This is a genomic window from Bradyrhizobium sp. LCT2 (assembly GCF_009931255.1).
GTDB classification, from domain to species: domain Bacteria; phylum Pseudomonadota; class Alphaproteobacteria; order Rhizobiales; family Xanthobacteraceae; genus Bradyrhizobium; species Bradyrhizobium diazoefficiens.
Genome location: NZ_CP034432.1, coordinates 8,207,345 through 8,233,374, shown reverse-complemented (window position 1 = coordinate 8,233,374; position 26,030 = coordinate 8,207,345). Strand labels below are relative to the sequence as shown.

19 protein-coding genes and 9 pseudogenes are annotated in these 26,030 nt (G+C 61.1%); 13 read left to right on the top strand and 15 right to left on the bottom strand.

Annotated elements, in window-relative coordinates:
- Window positions 1-92 precede the first annotated feature (92 nt).
- The 4 genes and pseudogenes from EI171_RS46040 to EI171_RS46035 form a co-directional block, all read right to left on the bottom strand.
- Window positions 93-257, bottom strand: a pseudogene (locus EI171_RS46040) (IS110 family transposase); the annotation flags it as partial.
- Window positions 258-336: 79 nt separating this feature from the next.
- Window positions 337-1,103: pseudogene (istB, locus tag EI171_RS38905) on the bottom strand (IS21-like element IS1631 family helper ATPase IstB).
- 4 nt (window positions 1,104-1,107) lie between these two features.
- Entirely contained in the window at window positions 1,108-2,865 is a 1,758-nt protein-coding gene (istA, locus tag EI171_RS38900) for an IS21 family transposase (protein ID WP_161536423.1), read from the bottom strand.
- Window positions 2,866-2,971: 106 nt separating this feature from the next.
- Window positions 2,972-3,115: pseudogene (locus EI171_RS46035) on the bottom strand (IS110 family transposase); the annotation flags it as partial.
- On the opposite strand from EI171_RS46035, the pseudogene EI171_RS38895 reads away from it, so the two are divergent.
- Window positions 3,095-3,622: pseudogene (locus EI171_RS38895) on the top strand (transposase); the annotation flags it as partial. The pseudogenes EI171_RS46035 and EI171_RS38895 sit on opposite strands and share 21 nt — an antisense overlap.
- Before the next feature lie 180 nt (window positions 3,623-3,802).
- On the opposite strand, the gene EI171_RS38890 reads toward EI171_RS38895, so the two are convergent.
- From EI171_RS38890 to EI171_RS38880, 3 genes and pseudogenes are all read right to left on the bottom strand, one after another.
- Entirely contained in the window at window positions 3,803-4,009 is a 207-nt protein-coding gene (locus tag EI171_RS38890) for a cold-shock protein (RefSeq protein ID WP_161536422.1), read from the bottom strand.
- 888 nt (window positions 4,010-4,897) lie between these two features.
- Window positions 4,898-5,290: an avidin/streptavidin family protein gene (locus EI171_RS38885; RefSeq protein WP_097670005.1), complete on the bottom strand. Its 393-nt coding sequence runs from the start codon at window positions 5,288-5,290 to the stop codon at window positions 4,898-4,900.
- A 254-nt stretch (window positions 5,291-5,544) separates the two neighbouring features.
- A pseudogene (locus EI171_RS38880) lies at window positions 5,545-5,706 on the bottom strand (transposase); the annotation flags it as partial.
- 120 nt (window positions 5,707-5,826) lie between these two features.
- Between EI171_RS38880 and EI171_RS38875 the strand changes: the two are divergent.
- The 3 genes and pseudogenes from EI171_RS38875 (at window position 5,827) to EI171_RS38865 (ending at window position 8,224) form a co-directional block, all read left to right on the top strand.
- Window positions 5,827-6,198 carry a transposase gene (locus EI171_RS38875; RefSeq protein WP_157158178.1) on the top strand — a complete coding sequence of 124 codons (372 nt, stop codon included), beginning with the start codon at window positions 5,827-5,829 and terminating at the stop codon, window positions 6,196-6,198.
- Entirely contained in the window at window positions 6,195-6,548 is a 354-nt protein-coding gene (gene tnpB, locus EI171_RS38870) for an IS66 family insertion sequence element accessory protein TnpB (RefSeq protein WP_011084591.1), read from the top strand. The genes EI171_RS38875 and tnpB overlap by 4 nt, the downstream gene beginning before the upstream one ends.
- A gap of 72 nt (window positions 6,549-6,620) precedes the next feature.
- A pseudogene (locus tag EI171_RS38865) lies at window positions 6,621-8,224 on the top strand (IS66-like element ISBj7 family transposase).
- 111 nt (window positions 8,225-8,335) lie between these two features.
- Here EI171_RS38865 and EI171_RS38860 read toward each other — a convergent pair.
- The 5 genes and pseudogenes from EI171_RS38860 to EI171_RS46885 form a co-directional block, all read right to left on the bottom strand.
- Window positions 8,336-8,482, bottom strand: a pseudogene (locus tag EI171_RS38860) (transposase); the annotation flags it as partial.
- Window positions 8,483-8,566: 84 nt separating this feature from the next.
- Window positions 8,567-8,848 (bottom strand): annotated as a pseudogene (locus tag EI171_RS38855) (transposase); the annotation flags it as partial.
- 445 nt (window positions 8,849-9,293) lie between these two features.
- Window positions 9,294-10,145 carry a host specificity protein gene (locus EI171_RS38850; RefSeq protein WP_246740364.1) on the bottom strand — a complete coding sequence of 284 codons (852 nt, stop codon included), beginning with the start codon at window positions 10,143-10,145 and terminating at the stop codon, window positions 9,294-9,296.
- Between the two features lie 645 nt (window positions 10,146-10,790).
- A complete protein-coding gene (locus EI171_RS46890) occupies window positions 10,791-11,441 on the bottom strand; it encodes a transposase (protein WP_371740335.1) in 651 nt (216 codons plus the stop codon).
- Window positions 11,442-11,524: 83 nt separating this feature from the next.
- Window positions 11,525-12,133: pseudogene (locus tag EI171_RS46885) on the bottom strand (transposase); the annotation flags it as partial.
- 1,032 nt (window positions 12,134-13,165) lie between these two features.
- Here EI171_RS46885 and EI171_RS38840 point away from each other — a divergent pair.
- From EI171_RS38840 to EI171_RS38820, 4 genes are all read left to right on the top strand, one after another.
- Window positions 13,166-13,948, top strand: coding sequence for a hypothetical protein (locus EI171_RS38840; protein ID WP_161536421.1), 783 nt, complete (start codon window positions 13,166-13,168; stop codon window positions 13,946-13,948).
- Between the two features lie 4 nt (window positions 13,949-13,952).
- Window positions 13,953-14,627, top strand: a complete 675-nt coding sequence (locus tag EI171_RS38835) for a M12 family metallopeptidase (protein WP_161536420.1) — start codon at window positions 13,953-13,955, stop codon at window positions 14,625-14,627.
- Window positions 14,628-14,737: 110 nt separating this feature from the next.
- The gene (locus EI171_RS46030) at window positions 14,738-15,802 is read left to right on the top strand and encodes a serine protease (protein ID WP_246740363.1); all 1,065 of its coding nucleotides are present in this window, start codon (window positions 14,738-14,740) and stop codon (window positions 15,800-15,802) included.
- A 12-nt stretch (window positions 15,803-15,814) separates the two neighbouring features.
- Entirely contained in the window at window positions 15,815-17,161 is a 1,347-nt protein-coding gene (locus tag EI171_RS38820) for an alpha/beta hydrolase (protein WP_246740362.1), read from the top strand.
- A 49-nt stretch (window positions 17,162-17,210) separates the two neighbouring features.
- Here EI171_RS38820 and EI171_RS38815 read toward each other — a convergent pair whose 3' ends face one another.
- Window positions 17,211-18,107, bottom strand: a complete 897-nt coding sequence (locus EI171_RS38815) for a LysR substrate-binding domain-containing protein (RefSeq protein WP_161536418.1) — start codon at window positions 18,105-18,107, stop codon at window positions 17,211-17,213.
- Window positions 18,108-18,215: 108 nt separating this feature from the next.
- Here EI171_RS38815 and EI171_RS38810 point away from each other — a divergent pair, with 108 nt between their 5' ends.
- The 5 genes from EI171_RS38810 (at window position 18,216) to EI171_RS38790 (ending at window position 23,956) form a co-directional block, all read left to right on the top strand.
- Window positions 18,216-18,965, top strand: a complete 750-nt coding sequence (locus EI171_RS38810) for an SDR family NAD(P)-dependent oxidoreductase (protein WP_161536417.1) — start codon at window positions 18,216-18,218, stop codon at window positions 18,963-18,965.
- Window positions 18,966-18,989: 24 nt separating this feature from the next.
- Window positions 18,990-19,841: a transketolase gene (locus EI171_RS38805; RefSeq protein ID WP_161536416.1), complete on the top strand. Its 852-nt coding sequence runs from the start codon at window positions 18,990-18,992 to the stop codon at window positions 19,839-19,841.
- Window positions 19,838-20,848 carry a transketolase family protein gene (locus tag EI171_RS38800; RefSeq protein ID WP_202633061.1) on the top strand — a complete coding sequence of 337 codons (1,011 nt, stop codon included), beginning with the start codon at window positions 19,838-19,840 and terminating at the stop codon, window positions 20,846-20,848. The genes EI171_RS38805 and EI171_RS38800 overlap by 4 nt, the downstream gene beginning before the upstream one ends.
- Window positions 20,849-21,041: 193 nt before the next feature.
- A complete protein-coding gene (locus tag EI171_RS38795; RefSeq protein WP_202633060.1) occupies window positions 21,042-22,067 on the top strand; it encodes a TRAP transporter substrate-binding protein in 1,026 nt (341 codons plus the stop codon).
- 89 nt (window positions 22,068-22,156) lie between these two features.
- Window positions 22,157-23,956: a TRAP transporter large permease subunit gene (locus EI171_RS38790; RefSeq protein ID WP_246740361.1), complete on the top strand. Its 1,800-nt coding sequence runs from the start codon at window positions 22,157-22,159 to the stop codon at window positions 23,954-23,956.
- Window positions 23,957-24,001: 45 nt separating this feature from the next.
- Here EI171_RS38790 and EI171_RS38785 read toward each other — a convergent pair whose 3' ends face one another.
- Both EI171_RS38785 and EI171_RS38780 read right to left on the bottom strand, forming a co-directional pair.
- Window positions 24,002-24,628, bottom strand: coding sequence for an SMP-30/gluconolactonase/LRE family protein (locus EI171_RS38785; RefSeq protein WP_371740334.1), 627 nt, complete (start codon window positions 24,626-24,628; stop codon window positions 24,002-24,004).
- A 298-nt stretch (window positions 24,629-24,926) separates the two neighbouring features.
- Complete coding sequence (locus EI171_RS38780) at window positions 24,927-26,030, bottom strand: ABC transporter ATP-binding protein (RefSeq protein ID WP_161536411.1); 1,104 nt, start codon at window positions 26,028-26,030, stop codon at window positions 24,927-24,929.

Genomic DNA, 26,030 nt, shown 5'->3' with positions numbered 1-26,030 from the left:
GCGAGCGTCGGCAATGCCGGCTCATAACAGGCCACGAGGATTCCCCACCGCGCCCTGCCTCCTGCCCTGGGCACCGATATGGTCGGCGCTCTTCAGGCGGCCGGCCCGAGTTGTACTTGACGAGTGATCGCCCACAGGAAGCCGACCATCTCACGTGCAATGGCGGTGGTGACGATCACCTTGGGTTTGCCGGCCGCCGACAAGCGCCGATAGCGAGCGCATAGCCTGACCTGGGCCTTCCAGGCGATATCGCGGATAACTCCCCGCGGGTCACTTCAAATTCCTCCGGGTGTGGTCAGTCAAATTCCTCCACCCGCGAGGCAGGACAAGGGACTGTTAGTTTGAGTTTGTTTCCCGGGCAAGAGCTTCAGCGGCTTCTTTGAGCCGATAGCTGCGTCCGTCGAACTCAAGCAGATGGCAATGATGCATAAGGCGATCGAGGATCGTCGTGCTCATAGTGTTGTCCCCAAGGTATGCCCCCAATCCTGCACGACGCGATTGGAGGTGACGATGACGCTGCGGCGCAGTTTGTAGCGCTGATGGATCAGGGTCTGCAGCAAAGTGCCGGCGTCGTCGGGGATGGCGCGTGCGAGGAATAGATCGTCCAGCACGAGGAGATCGCAGTCGATGATGGTTCGCAGCCGGACCTCGCGTTGTGCCGGAGAGTTCAGGGCGTAGCGGTGGAAGAAGTCGTCGGTCTCAAGATACTGGACCTTGTGGCTTTGCAGGATCGCCTGATAGGCAATCGCCTTGGCGATGTGCGACTTCCCGGTGCCAGGTTTGCCGACAAGCAGAGCGTTCTCGCCAGCGGCAATGAACGCCAGGGTGTGGAGCTGGAAGCAGGTCTGACGTGGCAGTTTGGGATTGAAGGACCAGTCGAACTCGGCGAGCGTCAGCTTTTCGTCGAGCCCGGATTGCTGGTATCGCCGCTCGATAAGACGGGACTGACGACGGTCCAGTTCATCCTGCAGGATAAGGGAGAAGGTCTCGAGGAAGGGCTGGTTGGCGCCCTGCGCCTGGAGCACGCGCGTCTGCAGCGTGTCGCGGACACCCGACAGGCGCAGCTGTCGTAGGCAACGCTCAATTTCCGGCATGGTCATCATGTGGCTAGGTCTCCAGTTTAAGGTGAGAAGGTGCAGCGGGAGCGCTCGTGGCGCCGGAGCTGGCCGGGGTTGCGCAGGCGACACGAGCGCGGATTGCCGTGGCGTGATCGTCGTGAGCCTCGGCCTGCCGACCATTATCGTCGGCGTCGCGCCGCACAGCGCGGCTGAAGAGGTCGCCGTATTCCGCGGGGGTACGGATCAGCGGATGATCCTGGGTGAGCGGCGATGCCGGCTGTGGCGTCACTCCAACCTTCTCAATCGCCTGTTCGAACAACCGCTCGACGGTCGCACGCACGTGCTTGTAGCGGTAGATGCGGTTGTCGATGGCGTGCGCGCAGGCCTGCTCGACCAGCCGCGCCGGATACTTCCGGCCCAGCCCGACAATGCCCCACATCGCGCGCTGTCCGGGGCGCCCTTCGGTGTCGAACACCTGCTGGCACAAGGCCCTGGTCTGCGGCCCGATGCGCTCGGCGCTCGCCAGCAGCACGGCGGTTTGCCGCGACGGATTGAACGGCCGTTCGCTGGTCGGCAGGACAACAGAACCGGGGTGCGTCATCCGGGAATGAACACGCAGCAGCGCACGGGTGTGGCGATCACGGATCTCGATCGTGGAGGCGTAGATCCGCACCACGACCTGACTGCCGATCGGCGCGGGCCGCGCGGCGTAATAGCTGTTGTCGACGCGTACGGTGGTGTCGTCGCAGACAGTCCGGACGACTTCGGTGAAGATGCGGAAGGGAGCGACAGGCAGCGGCCGCAGGTGCGGCTTCTCTTCCTGGAACATCGCCTCGACCTGACGGCGCGTGCTGCCGTGGATGCGCTTGGAGGCCCAATTCTCCTCCCAGTGCCTCAGGAACTCGTTCTGGGCTTCCAGTGTCTCGAAGCGCCGTCCGGCCAGCGCGGTGCCCTGGGTATGTTGAATCGCACTCTCGACGCAGCCTTTCCGATTGGGATCGGCCACCCGCGCGGGATCGGCGACCACGGCGTAATGAGCCAGCATCGCGCTGTAAATCGGGTTGAGCTCGGGCTCGTACAAATCCGGCTTGAGGACGCCTTCCTTCAGATTGTCGAGCACGACATAGCTGGGGACCCCGCCAAAATACCGGAACGCCTCTTCGTGGAGCTGCGCCCAGACGTGTTGGCTGGACTTCCAGACCACCCGCCGGAAGCTGCGCCGCGAGTAGCGCAGCGTCATCACGAACAGGCGGGGACGGCGGTACCGGCCGCTCCTGGGATCAATCGTCAGAGCGCCCTCGCCATAGTCGACCTGAGCTTCCTCGCCAGGCAGGAACTCAAGTCGATCAAACTGCTCGGGATCGCTGTGTCGCAACGTGCGCACAAACCGCTTGACGCTCTGATAGCTGGACGGAAAGCCAAATCGATCGACCAGGTCCTGGTAAATCGCCTGCGCATTCCGCTTCAGGCGGACCTGTTCTTCGATCCATGCCCGATGCGGTTCGCAGGCCGAGCGGGCCAGGCTGCAGGCGGCTGTCGCTTCCGACACCCCAAAAGCCGGTGGTCGGGGTGGGGGAATTTGGTCGTCCGCGCTCACCGTGCCGGTGGTCACTTCCCCGGGGGAATTTGCCTCCGCACCAGCCCGCAGCGCCCGGTAACGCCGGATCGTCTTGCGATCGACCCCCGTCAGCCTGTGGATCTCGCGCTGGCTGGCGTTGCGATCAAGTAATGTAAATACCGTGCTTTGCAGATGTCGCTTCAAGACGTTCAACTCCCCGGCCCCTTGCTGGCTAAAGGGGTCGAACATAAACGTCCTGCCTGACCGGCTACTGCTGTTCAGCGGCGCTGACGGCGATCATCAGGTGGGGGAGTTTCAAGTGACCATACCCGGGGGATTTTGACCGACCCACGGGGATAACTTGAGGCAGGCGCTCGTTACGGTCATGGAGCTTGCGACTGACGCGGGCTTGCATGCGATAGGTCCATGCCCCCTCGATCAGAGCCCGCCTGGCCAGAGCGTTGCCAGCCTTGGTGATACCGCCGCGTCGGATGGTGCTTGGCGCAAGATCACGTGGCGTGAAGGGACGGCAGAACGCTTATCCTCGCGCTTTGCCCGTGTGCGCATCCGTCCGGCACATCGAGATTACTGGCTTGCCGAAAGCCGGCCGCAGGAATGGCTGCTGATCGAGTGGCCGGAGGGCGCGGAAGCACCCACCAAATATTGGTTCTCGACGCTTCCGGAGAACATTGGATTCCGTCAGCTGGTTGACACGGCCAAGCTGCGTTGGCGCATCGAGCGCGACTACCACGAACTCAAACAGGAGATCGGTCTTGGCCACTTCGAGGGACGAGGCTGGCGCGGCTTCCACCATCATGCAACGCTGTGCATCGCGGCCTACGGATTCCTGGTCTCCGAGCGGGAGACGATTCCCCCCTCAGCAACAGGTTCGGCCGGGTTTTTCAAAGAGGTTACAATTCCCGAAACTTATCGCCCGAGGGGGTTCCGCCATTGCGGCCTGAACGCCACGTTCCAAATTCGATCTCGACTGTCCGGCGGAAATTGAGCGCCGCTCTCGCGTCCACACTATCTCGATGCCCTTGTTGTATCAGAGCAATCTCAAGACAAAGCAGTCATCGAAATTTATGATGCAGTAAGACTAGCTCTCGACCCCAGGGATGATCGCTTGAGCCGCGCAGGCATTGCTCGGCTTACACAGCGACGGCCGCGAAGCTGATGGCGCAAATCAACCAAAACGCAGATTTTCTGCGGACACCTTACCCGAGCTACCCATCTTGACATCGAAGCTGATCCGCGCCCCCTCCGCAAGAGCGGTGTAGCCGGCCTTCTCGACTGCTCTGATGTGCACGAATACGTCGGCTCCCCCATCATCCGGCCTAATAAAGCCGTAGCCCTTCGTCGCGCTGAACCACTTTACTATACCGGTTGCCACTATAATATCTCCATGCAAATGACCGCGATCTATCTACTGTTCGCAGAATGATCAAGACCCTCCTCGTAGGTCGCGTGCGATGTTGCCCCGCCGCTCACTATTGAGCGACATCGGTCGTCGCTCTGAGCTTCACAGAGCCGTTAGGCCGATCGATCGTCCCGCGTCCTCGGCTGTTTCTGGCCGCGACGCCTGCGGCTGGCGCTGCGGCGTTGCAGCGCGGGTGGAAGCACGGGAAGCTTACTTGCGAGAGGCGTCTCACGCGATCCTTCGAGCGCTCGCTCTTGAGTGGTCGGCATGGCCATCTGTTCCAGCGAACCAAGAAGGGCCCTGCCTTTTTCCGTTATGATCCACTGTCCGGATTCTCGCGCAACCAGCTTCTGTCCGAAAATATTGAGATCCGGGGCCCGCTCTGCCAATCGCTTCATACGAGCCGTCCACTCCGGACCGCTGGTGTAGAATACCGCTAGGTAATCCTTCAGGACAGCGAGACTCGCACGGCCCTCCGGTTGGCCGGCGAGAATCTTAAGTATCGAGAGCTGAAAACTCACATTCGTTAACCAAACGCAGTGGCACGATCGCCGCACACATTAGCGGCCCCTAGCGGACCCCGCGCTGGGCTTCAAAACAAGAACCTGAAAACAAATGCTAACGCACGGATCGTCCGACAAGTTTGGACGCAAGCTTATACTGTCCTTTCGGATCTGGGGAGGCCCTTCGATGCAATTCCTCGGCCGTTCCAACAGGGCTTGCGGGAAGCATCGAACCTGCTGATCGTGGACAGCCCAGAGCATTGCGAAACGGAGCTTACGCGTCTCAAAGAGACGCAGTCCGAAACTCGCGAGAGCGAATTGTCGATCTAAGGTCGCCACGTTGCAAGAAGATTGAAAACTACCATACGCGCGTGAATGTATCCGCGCCCTTCAACTTGCCGGGCTTTCCGTTCTTATCAACGTAGAACAGCGTCCATGACGTTGGCATTTGAGCCCCGTTAATTTTTCCAACCCACCGGGTGAACGAATTGCACTGGGCAAAAGTAACAACAAAATACAGTCCGGTTGGACCGACTGCTCCCGATGCAGGATAAGGGATACCCTGGCAAGCAAACCCTTGAGCATGGTTCGTGAAAGTCCCTTGGATTGCCCTGCCATTAGTGGACCAAACATACAGCTCTGAACCCCGTTCATTCTTCCAGTATGAGGGAGCAGGAAGCCCCTGCGCCCTGGCCTCGGCGAAAAGCAAGAAGAACTGAGCGATCAACAAAAATCCCAGAAATCTCTTCATATTGAAGCCCCAAAAGAGTTCGCTTAGAAGTCGCATCTTGGATCACTAATTTGGTGCAACTTGAGGTGACGTTCGCTGCTGTTATCCCGCATTCGGCAACGGAATGCGGCGCAAAAGCGCAAGATCATGCTGGATCGCGGCGAAGGCGGTGTCCCTCGATTGCTTCCCCGCGTCGGTTCGCCTGGGGCGGCCTTACGAGCCCTTGACCATGGCTCGCTTGATGGATCTCGCGCCTAAAGCCCGCGCGGAGATGAATAGCTATCCATCCATGCGTCGACCAAAATGTAGGTCAGTCGGATCACGTCGCGCAGGCGCGGCGCATTCTCTAGGCGTGACAGTGTCGGTTGGGAACAAAGATCGCGACCGCTGTCCGGCAGCCGTCCGCAGGCCAGCTTGAATGCGGGATCGGACGTAAGCGGTGTGTCTCCCGCACCTTGTTCGGCGTGAGCTGATCGGCAACATGCGAGCCGTCATATACAGTACGGTTCGCATATATGGTTGACCATATAGTTGACGCTTCAGAGCCACGGGGCCGGGTGGATATCCAGGTCGGAGCGGGGCGTCGGCGGCGGTGGAGCGCCGTGGTCAAGGGGCGGATCGTGGCGGAGTCATATGCGCCGGGCACAGTTGTGTCCGAGGTGGCGCGCCGGCACGACCTCTCACCGCAACACCTGTTTGCTTGGCGCAAGGCCGCGCGTGCCGGTCTGCTGAGCTTGCCGGCGGAGGATGCACCGCTCTTCGTTCCGGTGGTGTCGGAGCTTCGCCCCGCTGGGATGTGCGTGGAAGCGGCAACGCGGAACGGGATAACGATCAGCATCGAGATTGGCGATGCGGTAGTTCGCGCAGCGGCGGGGGTCGATCCGGCCTGGCTGCGCGATGTGCTGCGGGCCGTGAGGGCGACGACATGATCGCGGCTTCGGCGGGCGTGAAGATCATGGTCGCGACGCGGCCGGTCGACTTTCGTAAAGGTGCCGATGGTCTCGCCGCGCTGGTGCGCGAGCAACTCCACCATGATCCGTTCGCGGGAACGATTTTCGTCTTCCGTTCAAAGCGAGCGGACCGTTTGAAGATTTTTGCCTGGGACGGGTCCGGGCTCGTGCTGCTGTGGAAGCGGCTGGAGCATAGCGCGTTCCGCTGGCCGCCGATCAGCGATGGCGTGATGCGTTTGTCTGCCTCACAGCTCGCCGCGCTGATGGACGGCCTGGATTGGTCGCGCCTGCATGCCCGCGACATTGGTCAGCCGAGCGCAACGTCGTGAACCCTGTGACCAATTGAATCATGTCGGCTGCAGTCTTCCACAAGGGCCCGCGAATCAGCTTGAGTACCGGGCGTGAGCGAGACCACGGATCAACTTCCGACCGATATCGAGGCGCTGCAGGCGCTGGTTGCGGCGGCACGTGCGGAGCGCGACGCGGCGATCGCAAAGTGCGACGCGGCGATCGTCGAACGCGATCAGGCGCTGTCGCAAATGGATCGCCTTCAGCATCTCTTGCGCCAGCTGCAACGCGCGCAGTTCGGTCGCCGCTCGGAGAAGCTCGACCCTGAGCAGTTGCAGCTGGCGATCGAGGACATCGAGCAGGCCATTGCCGGCGATGAAGCGGTCCAGGACAGGAAGGACACGGCAGGCGCACGCCAGCGTGCTGAACGGCGCCGCGCCAGCCGTGGTGCGCTTCCGGCCATCTGCCGCATATCGACGTCACGATTGCCCCGGAGGATACCAACTGTCCGTGCTGCCACACGCCTCTGCATGTGATCGGTGAGGAGACCTCACGGCGGCTCGACGTCGTCCCGGCACAGTTCCGCGTGATCGTCACCCATCGTCCCAAATATGCCTGTCGGGCCTGCACGGATGGCGTGGTTCAGGCGCCGGCACCAGAGCGGCTGATCAAGGGCGGCTTGCCGACCGAGGCGATGGTCGCCCATGTTCTGGTCGCCAAATATGCCTGGCACCTGCCGCTGTATCGGCAGGCTCAGATGCTGCTGGCGCAGGGTATCGACATCAAGCGCTCGGTTTTGGCGTTCTGGGTGGGCTATGCAGGCGCAGAGCTTCGTCCGCTCTGGCTCAGGCTGCGCGAGATCATTTTGACCGCGAACAAGATCGCGGTGGACGAGACCACAGCGCCTGTGCTCGATCCCGGCCGCGGCCGCACCAAGAAAGGCTTCTTCTGGGCGATCGCGCGCGACGATCGGCCGTGGGGCGGGGCCGATCCGCCGGCAGTGGCCTACACTTATGCGCCTGGTCGCGGCGCCGTCCACGCGCTCAAGCTGCTCGACGGTTATCGCGGCATCGTGCAATGCGACGGCTACACCGTCTACAAGACCATTGCCGACACCGCGCCTGACGCGGCGATCACGCTCGCCTTCTGCTGGGCTCATCTGCGGCGGCGCTTCTTCGACGTTGTCCAGGACGGTCCTGCTCCGATCGCGAGCGAAGCGCTCGAGCGTATTGCCGCTCTCTATGCGATCGAGAAGACGATCAGGGGCCGCAGCGCCGATGAGCGTCGTGCCATCCGCCAGGAGCGCAGCAAGCCGCTGGTGCTGGCGCTCAAGGCCTGGTTCGAGCAGCAACTCACCCGCGTCTCGGGCAAAGCGACAATCGCCGAGCACATCCGTTACGCCTTGAACCACTGGGTTGGCCTGATGCGCTTCCTTGACGACGGCCGCATCGAGCTCGACACAAATATTGTCGAGCGAAGCATCCGTCCTCTTATCCTCAACCGCAAGAACGCACTGTTCGCGGGGCATGATGAGGGCGCGGAGAACTGGGCCTGCATCGCTTCGCTGATTGAGACCTGCAAGCTCTGCGGCGTGGAGCCGCAGGCCTATCTGACCGACGTCCTCACCAGACTCGTCAACCTCTGGCCGGCCTCGCGTCTGGACGAACTCATGCCCTGGGCGTGGAGCGCCGAGCAAGCTAAAAGCCTCGCCGCTTGATGAACTCGCTTCCTGGATCGCGACCGCTCCAGCCGGCCTCGTCGCCGCCGGCTCCGTGTGTTCCGACAACGTCAACAACCCGTCGCGCACGGCCTTGCGCCAGGTCGACAAATGCTGCGGCGATAGACCGTGGCGCCGCGCGACGTCCGAGACGATCGCGCCGGGAACAAAGGATTCCGCGACGATCCGTCCCTTGACCTCGCCGCTCCAGCGCCGCCGAACCCGTAGTTCCGATGCGTCGACAACACGCCCGATCATATATGCAAACCGTCCTCTTCAAGACGGAACGCATATTGCCGGTCTGCTCAACAGCAACAAGGTGCGGGAGACACGCCGCTTACGATCGGACCGCAGATGATCGAGGTCGTCGGCGTCCTCGTAGCCGCAGCAGATCGCGAACATGCGCGCGCGGAACATATCGACCAGGCTGTGCACGACCCGCGTCGGATCGCGCCGATCCGGGAACACCCGGGCCAAATTGTCGGCCAAACCAAGACGCCGCTCGGCCATCGCCAGAAGCATCACCCCCCCCTTTCGAGGTTAGGCGCCCACCATCGAGGCAGCTGTGACTTTCTTGGCGTGAACGGCTGGAAACGAAAAGGGCAGAATCGTATCATCGTTCATGGCGGGCGTGGCGTTCACGGTTGAGGTGATGGGGTTGGCTTCGCAACCGAATCCTACGCCGCATCAACGCTTTACACCACGCTCGCCAGCCCCTCAGGCGCACGCTTTCGAATAAGACGGGCTAGCTCGACGCTGAAGAAGATGGTCAACGGCGAGTTCGACTTGCGCCGTCTGAACGACGTCACCCAACAGCTTCTCGAGTCCAAGCAGATCGAGCAGCGGTTCGCCTCGACCAAGACCGGCGGTCGCCCCTCGCATCGGTGGTTCGCACTGTGACGGAGCGGAGTGCCTTTTTACATTACTTTCTGAATAGGATAGGCAGGCGAATGGGGCGCACGCTGCTAACGTACGCCCCCCTCGTTTAACGCTAGGACCTTCGCGGCGCCGCGTCCATTCACGAAACAGCCGTTATTTCCTGCCCAGGTCTCTCTTTATTGCGGCTGTTCTACTCCATGCGCAATCGTGCGAAGTGCTGGTCCAAGAGGGATGCCGGATCACCACCTGAAGAGGTCGTTTCGGCACTTTCGACACTTGCTTCAGAAGCGGTGTCACTATCCTCGACCTTAGTAAGATACTTCGTAGGTTTGTCTACTCGCTGCCACTCGTTGCTCTCGTTCTTCGTCCACACTTCGGGATGCTGGTTAGGATCAAGCGCCCAATCATTACCACCCATGTGGACAAAACCCATTTTTTTCAGACGGGGTTCCATGCCCTCCATGCCAGGACGTGACAAGACCAAGGGATGGTCGCCGTCCAGTCGCAGTTGATGCTCCAGCAGAATATCGCCCGCGTTATCGACCAACGGATGAGTAACCCGAAGCTCAACCACGGACGTGATATCGTTGCGTCCAAACTGTTGCCAAAACTGCTCCCCCTCGATTTGAGTCGGCCCACCTGCTTTTAAAAGCCCGACGGTTTCGTCACCTAACTGATAGCTGTAGAATCGTCCTGGCTTGATTGAATATTCGGGAGTGTTGAGGTAGCTTCCAGCAACCGCTCCTGTGCGCCAAGCCTTCTCGGACACGTGATCCGAGTACTCTTCTGGGTTACCGGCGACGTGCCTGATGTCGCCGCCCAAAAATCTCCTCAGTCCGTTTTCGAAGGAATTTTGATCGATCTCTATGATCGGCGGCTTGGAAGCCAGAGAGTATGGCGTCGTTGTCACCGACGACGACGTACTGGGCTCCATGCCCGCAACTGTGTCCGCAAATCGGGGACTCTCTCCCTCATCTCCAGATTCATCAACATGGCTGGCGCTTCCAGGCTGGCTGGACGATCCGACGATTCTACCATACATCAGATTCGCTCTCCTCTCGGCACAATTGCACGCTGGAGCTCGTGCCGCGCAAGCTCCGTGCGGAGGAGGATATACAGCTTGGCTGACCACAACCTGACGCATAGGCGGCCAATTTAGGCTCATTCCCAATCCTCAAGGGAGCAGTGCAAACAAATAAATAAAGAGTGCTCCGTGAAAAACGCGGACGAGCGATGATTTAAGCAATCTTTTGAGCCGGGACAGTTTCGGCGAAGGCACGGATGATGGCACGTCTGCGGGCCATCGCAGGAGCAGGCCGAAGTTGTAGCCGGCCGACTCGCTCTTCAAGTCGCTCCCGCAAAAACATGGCGAGCCAAAGCACCTAAGCCGTACAATATCGCGCACGGTACGCTACTGCCGACCACCATGATGACCAAATAGATCACGCCGCGCTCTTTAAGGCCAACGCCCGCAGCGCGTGGATTGACCAAGAAGAAAAGGACGGTCGCTGCCGCGCCTAGCCCGTCCTATTCGTGAGAGTGCGGCTTTTTAGTCCGATTGATGCGGCCGCACATCTTGTCTGACGAGGCGCACAGGATTGCCTTCGGCTATTCACCGCCTGACGACCCGTACTTTGCAACGCGCTTGAGGGATGGGGTGGGCGAACGGGGGCGCACGCCCCGCCGGTCAAGGACCGAGTGGCAGCAGCGCGCCTGGCAAGCCGCGGATCAGGTCGGCTTCGGGACATGCCGCGGCGAACGCAAGGCGAATGCGGCTCGTGGTCTCGACGACACGGGCAGCGATTTTCAAGAGCCGAAGACGCAGCGTCGCGAACTCGGCAGCGGCCAATTCCCGGACTTTGGGAATCGCCTCGCGCACGGTCAGCATCAGCCAATAAGCGGCCGTATGGAGCACGAGACGGACCTGGTTGGCGAGCGCCGAACGGCAGCTGGTGCGGTCGGAGGCGAGCTGCGTCTTATGCAGCTTGATCAGATTCTCGGCTTGGCCGCCCGCGCAATACAGGCTGTCGTAGATCCACTCGGCCGAACCGACATCGAGGCTGGTGACGACGAAGCGGATGTCGAGGCCGAGCATCGTCGCCTCGATACGGGCGACCATGCGCCGTTCGCGATCCGAGGACTTTGCCTTGTGGCGCGTCTCGGTATAGCCACGCAGAACCGGCAGGTTCTCGATGGCGCGTCGCGTGCGGATGTCGTCGGCGACCTCGTCGACTTTTCTGGCGAGCGGCTTGGTGCCGGACAGACCGAAGATGTAGTCGATGCCCGTTGGTCTCGCACCACGCCATTGCCTCCGGCCGGGCATAGTGTCCGTCGCCACGGAACGTAATTCGCGTGTTGTGCCATCGCGTGCGGATGCCGTACCAGGCGGCGCAGATGGCCACGCACCTCGACGCCGCCCGGCGTCTTGCCGGGCCGCAGCACGACCGCCACGGGCCGGCTCTTCTCCGTGTCGTAGACGTGGATCGGCAGAAAGCAGCGTTCGTCATAATGAGCGTTGAACAGCGAGAGCTGCTGATGGCCGCGGACGACGTCGCAGGTATCATCGATGTCCAGCGTGACGGATGCCGGCTGGTGGGGGTAGCTATCCATCCATGCATCGACCAAAATGCAGGTCAGTCGAATCACGTCGCGCAGGCGCGGAGCATTCTCCAGCCGCGACAGCGTCGGCTGGGAACACAAATCCCGGCCCGCGTCCGGCAGCCGTCCGCAGGCCAGCTTGAATGCAGGATCGGACCTCAGATGATCGAGGTCGTCGGCGTCCTCGTAGCCGCAGCAGATCGCGAACATGCGCGCGCGGAACATATCGACAAGGCTGTGCACGAACCGCGTCGGATCGCGCCGATCCGGGAACACCCGGGCCAAATTGTCGGCCAAACCAAGACGCCGCTCGGCCATCGCCAGAAGCATCACGCCCCCATTCGAGATTAGGCGCCCACCATCGAAGGCAGCTGTGACTTTCTTGGCGTGAACGGCCGAAAACGAGAAGGGCGGAATCGTATCGTCGGTCATGGCGGACGTGGCGTTCGCGGTTGAAGGTGATGGGTTGCAACCGAATCCTACGCCGTATCAGCGCTTTACACCACGCTCGCCAACCCCTCAGGCGCACTCTTGCGAATAAGACGGGCTAGCTCGACGCGGATACGGGGCGGTCATATGTGGAATTTCAGTCGAGCCGCGGCTTGCGTTGGTATTTGCCTCGCCATGGGCGGGTGTACCAGTCTGTATTATATTCATGAACCGCAGACAGGCGTGATTACGGCCGGTGGGCTGCCGTATTTCCTCAAGTCGATCCGATGTGAGGTCGTGACTTTCTACCAGATCGAACGGGAGCGGCGGAAGGAATACCTCAAAATCTAGAAGTCACGCCCTGAAGAGGCGTTCGACAGGTACGCTCATTTCGACATTGATCCGTTCCTGTATGGCACTTTCTTCCTGGAGTTGAAGGTGACCGATACCGGCGGGCTCGGCTCCGGTACAGCGTTTGATTACAAACGGATTCTGAGCGCGACCAGTAGTGAAATCACCCATGGGGTCCCACTGCTTCAGCCCAGGATACCTATGACCTGATCTGGTCATTCCTGATGAAACAGAACGCACAACTTGCGTCCGATACGACGCCAGCGGCCGCGGGACCGGCAACGTATGAGCGCGGCTGCTATCATGGAACGCCGGCGGACCTGATCGAGCTCGAGGGGCGTGCTGAGAACAAGTACCCGGACCGAGCCGCCTATAAGCGCATCATTGTCGACGCGTCCAAGCCACAGGCAGCCTGGTGCGGGACAATGCTATTCTCATCGCCGCTAACAATCTCACGCCGGCGATGCCTACCGAGAGCGCGGAGCCGGCGCAAATGACATACACTTTTCTCCATCCAGGCTTGGATCAAAGGATAATCCGATTTACACGGCTCCCTCGCCGGGAGGAGAGAAGCGGAAGGAATACCTGAAGATCTACAAGGCCAGGCCTGAAGAGGCCTTCGACAGGTACGCTCATCTCGACATAGACCCGTTCCTGTATGGCACCTTTTTCCTGGAGTTGAAGGTGACCGATACGGGCGGGCTCGGATCCGGTACAGCGTTCGATTACAAGCGGATTCTGAGCGCGACCAGTAGTGAGATCACCCATGTGGGTCCCACTGCTTCAGCCCAGGACACCTATGACCTGATCTGGTCATTCCTGATGAAGCAGAACGCCCAGCTTGCGTCCGACTCGACGCCGGCTGCCGCGGGACCCGCAACGTACGAGCGTGGCTGCTATCGAGGAACGCCTACGGACCTGATCGAGCTCGAGGGACTCGCCGAGAACAAGTACCCGGACCGCGCCGCCTATAAGCGCATCATTGTCGATGCGTCCAAGCCACTGGCGGCTTGGTTGCGGGACAATGCTATTCTCATCGCCGCTAACAATCTCACGCCGGCCATGCCTTCGGAGAGCGCGGAGCCGGCGCAGATGACTTACACGTTTTCGATCCAGGTTACCGGCGGCGTCGAGGCAAAGTACTCCCTCACGTCGTCGCGTTGGACGCCTGCTGCAGTTCAGGCCTCTGCCTCCGCTCAGCAGTTCAGCAATCTCGGTATCTACATTAACGGTCCGAACGCGGTGCTTGCCAACGGAGCCAAATCCGGGTCCGCCGGCTACGCGGCAAAAACGCCGCCGCTTGGATCAAAGGACAATCCAATTTACACCGCTCCCTCGCCGGGAGGAGAGAAGTCGCAGGAATTCCCGGGAGGCGCCGGACGCCGTACGGGCGGCGGACCCCGGACAAATGGTTTCATCGTGGCGCCGGTGCCTGTGTTCCCGCCGACCCCAACCCCGACGCATTAGGACAATGATTCGCCTCTGGTTACCCAGACTCGTTCTGCTGCTCGCGCTCTTGATCTCTTGGGGCGCGAATGCTCAGCCCGCGCTTCCTTCGGGCGTGTCCGAAATGGAGCTGTACGGCACGGTCATTCGCGGATCGAAATGGGAGATTAAGGAAATCCCCGTCTGCTGGGAGAATCTGCAGCCGAAGGATCAAAAGTATGCCGACCTAGTTCGAAAAGCGGTTGCGGAGACTTGGCAGACTGCGGCGCAAGGCGGAGTGTGGTTTTCGAAGACCTGGTCGTTGTGTACCGACGGCGCGCCCGGTGTGCACGTGCGGGTCGCTGATGAGGGCGCTCACACCGATGTCGTCGGAAAATACCTTGACCGCAAGCCATCGGGCATGACTCTCAATTTCAGTTTCAATCATTGGAGCAAAGGCTGTCGAGATAGACGCGAGTTCTGCATTCGTGCGGTTGCGGTCCACGAATTCGGACATGCGCTTGGTTTCACGCATGAACAGAACCGCGACGATGCGCCGGAGCAGTGCCGCAACGAGAAAGCGTCTGGCTCGGTCGGCGATTATAAAGTCACCAAATACGACCCCAATTCCATCATGAACTATTGTAATCCAGCATGGAACGGAAACGGACAACTCAGCCCGCTCGACATCGCCGCTGTCAGAACATTCTATCCTTCCTGACATTTGGCCTGTCTCTATTCTTCTGCCCGCCGGCGCAAGCGGACCGCGCGGCGGTGCAGGTTGCTGCGCGGTACAATGTCAGGACGGTTCACGTCCAGTATGTTGGCGTCATGTACAACGACAAGCAGGAGGTCGGCGGCGGCTCCGGGCTGCTGATCGGCGACAACCTCGTGCTGACCAACAGCCATGTGATCGGACGCGAGGAGAACTACAAGAGCTTCGAAGTCAATGCTCGTCTCGGATCGCGCAATGCGAACCCGATCAAAGTCACCGCGATTCATCGCGATGATGCCAGGGACCTGGCGCTCCTCGAATTGTCTCAGCCCGTCAACAACAGCGGTGGCGCATCGCGTTGCCCGATGCCGGTGATCGACGACAACCAGCAAGCCCCGATGGGGACTCAGCTGTATCTGCTCGGATATCCCCTCGATCTGGATCTCAGCATATCGAGCGGTCTGATAAGCAACCAGACTAGCCCGAATGGTCGCTGGCAGACCGACACGGTCATGAACGTCGGCAACAGCGGGGGACCCGCATTCAACGAGTTCGGCGCACTGCTGGGGATTGCGGTCGGTGGCATTATTAAGTGGAACGATGCGCAGGTTTCTGGCGTCAACTTCATCATTCCAGCCACTGTGATTACCGCCAGCCCGCTCTACAGCATGATCACGGCCATTCCCCAGCCCTCTGTTTGCTGGACGAAGTGGGTCGACACGACGATCTCGTTTGAGAACTGGAGCAGGCTGAATTCCACGCATGTGCAGACGCAAGCCAATGCCGGCGTGAAAATTCCCAAAATTCTTGCCGGAGCGATCCACACTCTTCTGCCGGAGGACCGGCGACTGATAGTGAACGTTCCGGTATCGCAACTCGTCGAGCCAAAGCAGATCGAGCGGTCGTTTACGGTGGACAAGACCAAGGACGATCACCCGGTCGTATTTGCGGAGCACTCGGCTGATTACGCTGAGACCTTCGCGGCTGAACCTGGGTACCGAATCACGGGGTGCTCCTGGCACGTGGAGACCGCCAATGGTGCCGGCAATATTGCTTGCGCGATAAACGGCAGCGGGGCACAGGCTCGTTTCACCTACAGGCTCACCAGCGGACCTGCCGTCGACAGGTATCGCGGATGGCTGGGCGCGACCGTCAATCTTTCCCAGATTCTAGCGAAGTAGGTAACGGACCGGATGGTTATGCTCGCCCTGCCAACCCACGCTTCGAACCGGTTACATTGGCTCCGCCACGCGTTCCAGCACGTTCGGACAGGGCTCGTTATCTTGTTCTGCGCGCTCGCCACCGGTTGCGCCCACCAAGGTCCGGTCTCACAGCCTGCCAAGCCGCATGTTCACAAAGCTCCGCAGAAACATGGGAGCGCGTTCAAGAGATTCGGCTATCGCTATGGCCCCGGGTATTACCATCATGTCCGTCACTATCATGGCTATCGGCCGTGGCGACCGACAACCGGTGAGGCGAGCCAGGAGGCGCCGCCTGACAAGAGCACCACCGGTGCCGAGGTTGTGGTCAACAAGTCGGCTATCAAGGGTCTGGTGCCGGTCTACTTCGCCACGAATCGCATGGTGACGGGCGGGCCTGGTCTCGAATTGAGCCAGATCTCCTATGCTCGTTCTGCCACCAACACTTTTGGTTACGTGACCGTCAGTATTCCCGTCGTTCACAAGATGGGCGAAGTTGAGACGCCGAAGACGAGCTGGTTTGGGCTACGCAAGGAGGCGGAAGACGACAGAAAGCATTTCCGAATCCAGAAGCTATATCGTCTGTCTCGCGAAGAGTTCGCTTCCGCTATCGCAAATCCCGCCGACAGCATGATGCTCTTTGTGCATGGCTACAACGTCGGTTTTTCCGACGCTGCATTTAAGGCAGCGCAGATTGCTTTCGATGCGAACTACAAAGGTCGCGTCATGATGTATTCCTGGCCGTCCAAGGGCGGGCTGCTCGATTATGACTACGATCGCGAAAGCGCACTCTATGCGCCAGACGGCTTGTTCGATCTCCTTCAGCTCATCAAGAAGGAAGCGAAAGTTTCCAGGATTATCGTGATCGCACACAGCTTGGGCAGCGAGGTGCTATTGGGAGCTTTGCAGCAAGCCGCGCTGAGCCAGACGACGCTAGGCATTACCGAGCTGATTTTTGCGGCGCCGGATGTTGATCGCGACCTCTATCTGGAAAGAGCTAACCAGATCAAATCAGCAGCAGGCGCGGTCACCCTATACGCCTCCTCAACGGATCTCGCCTTGCTCGCCTCCATGAAGAAGGCGCAATCCACCTCGCGAATGGGGTTCGTATCCAAGAGTGGGCCGACTCTCGTGCCCGGGATCGAAACGATTGATGTTTCTGCGGTGGGGAGCGAAATGTTTGCTCTAAATCACAGCACGTACTCAACCAGCCGCGCGGTTCTCGATGATATAGGCCGGATCATCTCTTCTTCGACGCATCTTAAACCCCCGCAGCGGACCCCGACCTTGCGATCGATGCCCGACGATTCCACCGCGACTTATTGGATGTATCCCTATTAAAATTGGCTCTTCGGCTGTGCTTAAGCCAAGAGGAGGGCCATGGTTGCAGTCACTCTGAGGAGCGCGTGTTTTGCCCCTCAAGTTGCGCCACGAGCCAATCTGCAAACGCTCGCACGGCCGATCGCTGTCGGCTGGCGCGCGGGTAGATCAGGCGGTGACCGACGTAGCGGATATCGTTGGCCCGTCCCGCCAATGGAGCTACCAATCGCCCGCTCGCCAGTTCGCGTTCGGCCAGAAGGGTTGATTCCAGCGCTACGCCCAATCCCTCCGCAGCCGTCGCAATCGCAAGAAAGCTGCGGTCGAATCTCATGCCGTGAAGCGCAGGTGCTTCCAACCCATTCGCGGTGAACCATTGGTGCCACTGCACCCGCTTCACGTCGGAGCGGATGAGCGTCTGATCGAGGAGATCGGCAGGCTTTCGTATCGATTTTGCGAGCGAGGGCGAGCAGAGTGGCGTGACCGTCTCCTCCGGCAAAGGAACAATTTCGACGCCCTCCGCGCGCGGCGGGCCGTAGACGATGTCGATATCGAAATCGTCGTTGCTGAAGCGCGCATAATCTGTGCTTGCTGCCAGCCGAACTTCGAGCTTCGGATAAGCGGCGAGAAACTGTGCGAGCCGCGGCGCCAGCCATTGAGCGGCAAAGCTTGGCGCGGAGTGGACGCGCACCAATTGCGGTCCGCGCGCGGCGACTTCCTCGAGGCCGCGGCGGAGCTGATCGAATGCTGCTCCCGTGTGGCGCATCAGATTTTCGCCTGCTGGCGTGAGCCGCACTGACCGCGCGCCGCGCTCGAACAGAACGGTCCGAAGCGTGTCCTCCAGCTTACGGATGGCATGACTGACCGCACTTGGCGTCAGGTGAAGCTCATTCGCCGCATCGCGAAACGATCCGGTGCGGGCAGCCGCTTCAAAGGCACGAATTGCCGATAGGGGGATATTCGACAGCATCCCATAAGTGAACCAGATTCATCGATCCGTGACAACTGCGCGCTTGTCCGCTGGCCGTCGGCGGGTCATTCCTAAGCGCCAAGGAAGAACAATTTGCGGGAGGAACTGATGCTGCTCAGCGGTAAGACGGCGATCATTTCGGGCGCGGCCTCGCCGCGCGGGATCGGGCTTGCCACCGCCCGGCGGTTCGCCGCCGAGGGCGCTCGGGTCGCCATTCTGGATATTGACGCCGGCGCTGCGGCGGATGCTGCGGCATCGCTCGGAAATTCCCACATCGGACTAGGGTGCGACGTCGCCAACAAATCGTCCTGCGAGCAGGCAGTCGCCTGCGTGATCGAATCCTTCGGCGCCATCGATGTCCTGATCAACAATGCCGGCATCACCCAACCGGTGAAGTTCCTGGAGATTTCGGCAGCCGATTGGGATCGCATTCAGGACGTCAATCTCAAGGGCATCCTGTTCCTCTCCCAGGCGGTGATCCCGCATATGCGCGCACGGAAATCTGGATCCATCGCATGCATGTCATCGGTCTCGGCTCAGCGCGGCGGCGGAATTTTTGGCGGTCCGCACTATTCGGCCGCGAAGGCCGGCGTACTTGGTCTCGCCAAGGCGATGGCCCGAGAGTTCGGCCCGGACGGCATTCGCGTCAATTGCGTCACGCCCGGCCTGATCGGCACCGATATCACCGCGGGCAAGCTGACCGACGAGATGAGGGCGAAGATCCTGGAAGGCATTCCGCTCAATCGTCTCGGTACGGCCGAAGACGTCGCCGGTATCTACACCTTCCTGGCCTCGGATCTCTCCGCCTACGTAACCGGCGCCGTGATCGACGTGAACGGCGGCATGCTCATCCACTGAGCCAGCGAGACAAGGGTCAGATCGATGGAAACCTCGACCAACGCGCTTACGAACACGCCCAAGCTGACGGACCGCGCCCACAATATTCGCCGCAATGCCCTGCGCATGGGCGAAGTTCAGGGCCAAGGCTATATCGCACAGGCGCTCGACATCTCTGACGTTCTCGCCGTCGCCTATTTCCATGCGATGCGCTACAGACCCGAAGATCCGTCCTGGGAGGAGCGAGACCGCTTTCTGCTCTCCAACGGGCATTATGCCATCGCGCTCTACGCGGCCTTGATAGAGGCGGGGATTGTCCCCGAGGAAGAGCTCGAAACTTATGGCAGCGACGAGAGCCGCCTGCCGATGTCGGGCATGGCCTCCTACACACCCGGCATGGAAATGTCGGGCGGCTCGCTCGGGCTCGGACTCAGCATCGCGGTCGGCATGGGCCTGGGACTCAAACGCAAGAAATCCGAGGCGCGGGTGTACACCTTGTTCTCCGATGGCGAGCTTGACGAAGGCTCGGTCTGGGAGGCCATCCAGTCGGCGGGTCACTACAAGCTCGACAATGTGATCGGCATTGTCGACGTCAACAATCAGCAGGCGGACGGCCCTTCCACGCAGGTGATGGCATTCGAGCCGCTGGTGGACAAGCTTCAGGCCTTTGGCTGGTTCGTGCAGCGCGTCAACGGCAACGATCTCGATGCCGTGATTGCCGCCTTCGACGCCGCCAAGTCTCATCCCGAGCCCAAGCCGCGGATGATCGTCGCCGACACGCTGATGGGGAAGGGTGTTCCCTTCCTCGAGCAACGCGAGAAGAGCCATTTCATCCGCGTCGAGCCGCACGAATGGCAGCTCGCGCTTGCCGCGCTGGAAGCCGGGAGGCAGGCATGAAGACCGTCAGATCAGCACCGCAGCCGGGCAAGCCGCGCCTGACCACCTCAGCGATGATCGCATCGATCGCGGCCGAGGGGCAGAAGACGAAGCCTGCGCCCTTTGGACACGCGCTCGTCGAACTCGCACGCCACCGCCCTGAGGTGGTCGGCATGACGGCCGATCTCGGCAAATACACCGATCTGCACATCTTTGCGAAGGAATTTCCGGACCGTTATTACCAGATGGGCATGGCCGAGCAGCTTCTGTTCGGCGCAGCCTCCGGCCTCGCCGCCGAAGGTTTCATGCCATTCGCGACAACCTACGCGGTGTTCGCGTCTCGGCGGGCTTACGATTTCATTCACCAGACGATCGCGGAGGAAGACCGCAACGTGAAGATCGTCTGCGCATTGCCCGGCCTGACCTCGGGCTACGGCCCGAGTCACCAGGCCGCGGAGGATCTCGCGCTGTTTCGCGCCATGCCGAACATGACGGTCATCGATCCCTGCGATGCCCACGAGATCGAGCAGTTGGTGCCTGCTATCGCGGCGCATCACGGGCCGGTCTACATGCGCTTGCTGCGCGGCCAGGTGCCGGTCGTGCTGGACGAGTACGACTACAAATTCGAGCTCGGCAAGGCCAAGCTGATCCGTGACGGGAAGGACGCCCTGGTCATTTCCTCCGGCATCATGACCATGCGTGCGCTTGAGGCCGCGCAAACCTTGAAGGACGACAGCGTCGATGTTGCGGTGCTGCATGTGCCAACCATCAAGCCGCTCGACGCCGAGACGATCTTGCGCGAAGCCGGCAGGCCGGGCCGGCTCGTCGTCGTTGCCGAAAACCACACAACAATTGGCGGTCTCGGCGAGGCGGTTGCCGCACTTCTGATGCGTTCAGGCGTCCATCCGACTTTCCGCCAGATCGCATTGCCGGACGAGTTTCTTGATGCTGGTGCACTTCCGACGCTGCACGACCGCTACGGGATTTCCACTGTAGAGGTCGCACGACAGATCAAGAAGTGGCTTTAGGATACCGGCGCTAAGCGCCAATCGAGCCAAGCTCAGGTGAGGAGCTACGCCCGTCGCATGTTGTGGCGGCGAGTGATTGCTCCTGCCCAAATGTCTGTGATCTAGAGCCGGCAACCGGAGAACCCGGAAAGCCGCACGCCAGCGTGCGCTGATGCAGCGGGCAGCAACGTCAATAAAGGACCAGGAGGAAAACATGATTGTCTCGAAGCCCGGAAGTATCAGCCGCCGTTCGCTGTTGATGGCGGCCACGGCCGTTCCTCTCATCGGGATTCTGACCCGCCCGGCGTCTGCCGCCGAGTTCGTCTACAAGTTCGCGACCGGACAGGATCCAACGCATCCGGTGAATATCCGGGCGCAAGAGGCGATCGACCGTATCCGCGAAGCGACGAGCGGTCGGCTGGAGATCAGGCTATTCCCGGCCAACCAGCTCGGCTCCGACACCGAGCTTCTGACCCAGGTTCGCAGCGGCGGCGTCGAGTTCTTCAACCAATCGTCCTCGATTCTTGCCACCCTCGTACCTAGCGCAGGCATTGTAAACACCGGCTTCGCATTCGCCGACTACGATGGCGTATGGAAGGCGATGGACGGCGACCTCGGCACCTACATCCGGGCGCAGATCGCCAAGACGCCGATCATGGCGGTGTCGAAGGCCTGGGATAACGGCTTTCGTCAAGTGACCTCGTCGGGCCGCGAGGTCCGGACACCGGATGATCTGAAGAATTTCCAGATCCGCGTTCCGCCCGCGCCGCTGCTCACCTCGCTCTTCAAGGCGCTCGGCGCCGGGCCGACGCCGATCAACTTCAACGAGGTCTATTCCGCGTTGCAGACCAAGGTCGTCGACGGCCAGGAGAATCCGTTGCCGATCATTGCGACCGCGCGTCTCTACGAAGTGCAGAGCACGTGCAGTCTGACCGGGCACGTCTGGGACGGCTACTGGATCCTGGGCAACAAGCGCGCCTTCGAGCGTCTGCCGAAGGACGTGCAGGAGATCGTGACGCGCGAGCTCGATCGCTCCGCCGTTGACCAACGGGCCGACATCGCGAAGCTCAGCCAGTCATTGCGAACCGATCTCTCGGCCAAAGGCCTCAAGTTCATCGACGTCGATCGGACTGCGTTCCGCCAAGCCTTGTCCAAAACCAGCTTCTACGCCGACTGGAAGGGCAAGTTTGGCGAGGAGGCGTGGTCTCAGCTCGAAAAAGCAGCGGGCCAGCTGTCATGACCAGCATGAGCCATACGCCGCATGTGGATACCGGGACCGCGGCCGGCACATCTCAAGCGAACTCGCGCCGATGGGTGGTCGAGGCAAACATGGTACTTGGCCACGCCGTCGCGGTGCCGGCGGCGCTGCTGGTCCTGGCGGAGATCGCCGTGCTGTCCGCGGGCATCGTGAGCCGATACGTGTTCCGCTCGCCGATCGTCTGGTCCGACGAGCTCGCCGGCATTCTCTTCCTCTGGCTCGCCATGTTCGGGTCCGTGATCGCGTTCCAGCGCGGCGAGCACATGCGAATGACCGCCATCGTCGGCGTTCTCAGTGCGGAAGTTCGTGCGTTCCTGGATGTCGTCGCGGCCGCGGCATCTCTGGCGTTCCTCGCGCTCGTCGTTTGGCCGGCCTATGAATTCGCCGCCGACGAGGCATTCGTCACCACGCCGGCGCTCGAGATCGTCAACAGCTGGCGAGCGGCGGCGTTGCCGATCGGGATCGGGCTGATGCTGATCGCAGCCGTCCTCCGGCTCATCCGCATCGCGAGCCTGCGCAGCTTGCTGGCTTCGCTCGCGATCGTCGCAGGCATCATCGGGACGTTCATTCTGCTGGCGCCGGTCTTGAAGCCGCTTGGCAATCTGAATCTTCTGATCTTCTTCGTTTTCGTGGTCGGCGCGATGGTCTTTGCGGCCGTGCCGATCGCGTTCGCATTCGGCCTCGCCACGGTCGGCTATCTCGCCCTGACAACCAACACGCCCGACGTGGTGATGATCGGACGAATGGATGAGGGCATGAGCCACCTGATCTTGCTCGCCGTGCCTCTCTTCGTCTTTCTCGGCCTTCTGATCGAGATGACGGGCATGGCGCGGGCCATGGTCAGCTTCCTTGCAAGCCTTCTGGGCCACGTGCGCGGCGGACTGCACTACGTGCTCGTCGGGGCGATGTATCTGGTCTCGGGCATTTCCGGCTCCAAGGCGGCGGACATGGCTGCGGTGGCGCCGGTATTGTTTCCCGAGATGCGGCAGCGGGGGGCCAAGCCCGGCGATCTCGTTGCGCTCCTGGCCGCGACGGGGGCGCAGACCGAGACGATTCCCCCGTCACTGGTTTTGATCACGATCGGCTCAGTGACCGGTGTATCGATCTCGGCGCTGTTCACCGGCGGGTTGCTTCCGGGCGTGGTGCTCGCGGTCATGCTCGCGGCCGTGGTGTGGTGGCGATACCGCCGCGAGGACCTGTCTCACGTCAAACGAGCGACGGGGCGGCAGATCGGCCGCGCCTTCGTGATCGCGATACCGGCGATCGCGCTGCCATTCGTGATCCGGACCGCTGTCGTCGAAGGGGTTGCGACGGCGACGGAGGTCTCGACCATTGGCATCCTGTACTCGGCCTGTGCGGGTCTCTTGATCTATCGGCAGTTCGACTGGCGTCGCATCTATCCGATGCTGCTCGAGACGGCCTCGCTGTCGGGGGCGATTCTCCTCATCATCGGCGCGGCGACGGGCATGGCGTGGGCGCTGACTCAGTCGGGATTTTCCGCCTCTCTTGCCAAGTTCATGACCAGCCTTCCCGGCGGCGTTCCTGTGTTCCTCGCCGTGACGATCGTGACCTTCGTGATCCTGGGCAGCGTTCTGGAAGGGATTCCGGCCATCGTCCTGTTCGGACCGCTGTTGTTCCCGATCGCGCGGCAGGTCGGGGTGCACGATGTCCACTATGCGATGGTGGTCGTTCTGGCCATGGGCATCGGGCTGTTCGCGCCACCGTTCGGCGTCGGCTACTACGCGGCCTGCGCGATCAGTCGCATCAACCCGGACGAGGGAATGAAGCCGATCGTGGGCTACATGATCGCGCTCTTGATCGGTACACTGATCGTCGCAGCCGTGCCCTGGCTATCGATCGGCTTCCTTTGACGCCTCGGCGGGACGCTTCGCGGGACAAAACCGCGAGGCACCTCGTCAGGCGAATTTCGGCAGATGCAGCGGCAAGCCTTCGCAGGGCATATCGATCTCCTCGACCTGGCCCTTGCCGACTTCAGTCACGCGTAGCTTCTTGCCCTCGAGCGTGAAGGCGCAATTCGTCGGCCGCGGCCCATCCAGGATCAGCCGGTCGGCGACCTCACCCCGGCGGTCCAGCACCGTGACGTTCTTCTGGTTGTAGACCGTGCAATAGAGTCGGCCATCCGTGCCGAATGCCATCCCGTCCGGACCTTTGAAATCGGGATTGGCATCCGGTTGCAGCACGTTGCCGAAGACCTCTCGTCTAGGCGAGGCTTCGCCGAGCACGTCATATCGGTAGATCTCGCCGGTGAAGGACGCGTTGGCATAGAGGTGATTGTCGGAGCCGAAAGCAATGCCGTTGGTGAAGCGGATCTTGCGATCGAGTACGCGTAGCACCTTCATGGCGGCCGGATCGATCTCATACACACGGCCGTCCCAATCAAGGTTCAGATAGCCGTCGACGAAGGCCTGACCATTGATGAAGTCCTCCGCGGCCATGCCGGAGTCAGTCATGTAGAGCAGTCCGTTCGGGCCGAAGCAAAGATCGTTCGGAAATAGAAAGCGGTCCGTACCTGCGCCTTGCATGCGCCGGATCTCGTTTCCGCCTTCGTCGATGCAAATCAGCGCCCGGAGGCCTGCTTCCGCGATCCAGATCCGACCGTCGCCGTCAGTCGTCAACCCGTTCGGACGCCCACCCGTCGTCCGGATGACCCTGCGATTGCCGCGAGGATCAAGCCGTGTAACACAAAGGGTCGACGCTGACATTTCGGTCACATACATCGATCCATCGGGCAGGCACACCGGCCCCTCCGGCGCTCCAATTCCGGTGGCAAACAGTCTCGACGCCATCTTTTCCTCCCGTTCTCCAGATTGCCGGCGCTCGTTACGAGATGACCAGGCCGCTGGCCGGATCGATCAGCACCACGCGATTGAGGTCGATGGCGAGGTCGATCCGCTCGCCATGGCTGCTGACGTCATGAGCCTGGAGCTCCGCGACCGCATCGACGCCGCCGATCTTGATGGTGGTGAATGTACGGGTCCCCGTCGGCTGAATGAGATCGGCGACGGCCGAATAGGAGACCACCCCGTCGCGCAGAGGTCCGCCGCCAGCCCGGCTGAAGTGCTGGGGTCGAATGCCGACGAGAACTTCTTGGCCATCCGCACCTGTCAGCAATTTGGCTCTTGCGCTCGGAAGCGTCAGCGCACCGCCGGACTGAAACACAACTGCGGCGCAGCCGCCGTTCGTCTTGAGGGTCGCCGGGACGAGATTGATCGACGGAGACCCGAGGAAGCCGGCCACAAAGCCCGTACGGGGCTGCTCGAACAGTTCAAGCGGGGCCCCTTGCTGCTCGATCTTTCCATCGCGGAGCAGCACGATGCGGTCAGCGAGCGTCATCGCCTCGACCTGATCGTGGGTGACGTAGATCATCGTCGTCGTGATCTCGTGATGCAGACGCTTGATCTCGGTCCGCATCTCATCGCGCAATTGAGCGTCGAGATTCGACAGCGGTTCGTCGAACAGGAACAGGTCCGCCTTGCGGACGATGGCGCGTCCGATGGCGACCCGCTGACGCTGTCCGCCGGAGAGCTGACGCGGATAGCGCTGCAAGAGATTTCCGATGCCGAGCATGTCGGCGGCTTCGCTGACCCGCTTCCTGATCTCCATTTCTGGAGTCTTGCGGGCGCGCAGACCGAAGGCGATGTTCTCGTTGACCGTCAAGTAGGGGTAGAGCGCGTAATTTTGAAATACCATCGCGATGTTACGCTCGCGCGGGCGCAGATCGTTGACCACCGCGCCACCGATCGTGATGGTTCCGCGGTCAGGGTCTTCAAGACCGGCTATCGTTCGTAAGAGCGTGCTCTTGCCGCAGCCGGACGGCCCTACAAGCACTGCGAATTCGCCGTCGGCGATGGTGAGATCGACACCTCGAACCGCGTGCACGCTGCCGTAGTATTTATGCACCCCGGATAGCTTGACATCAGCCAC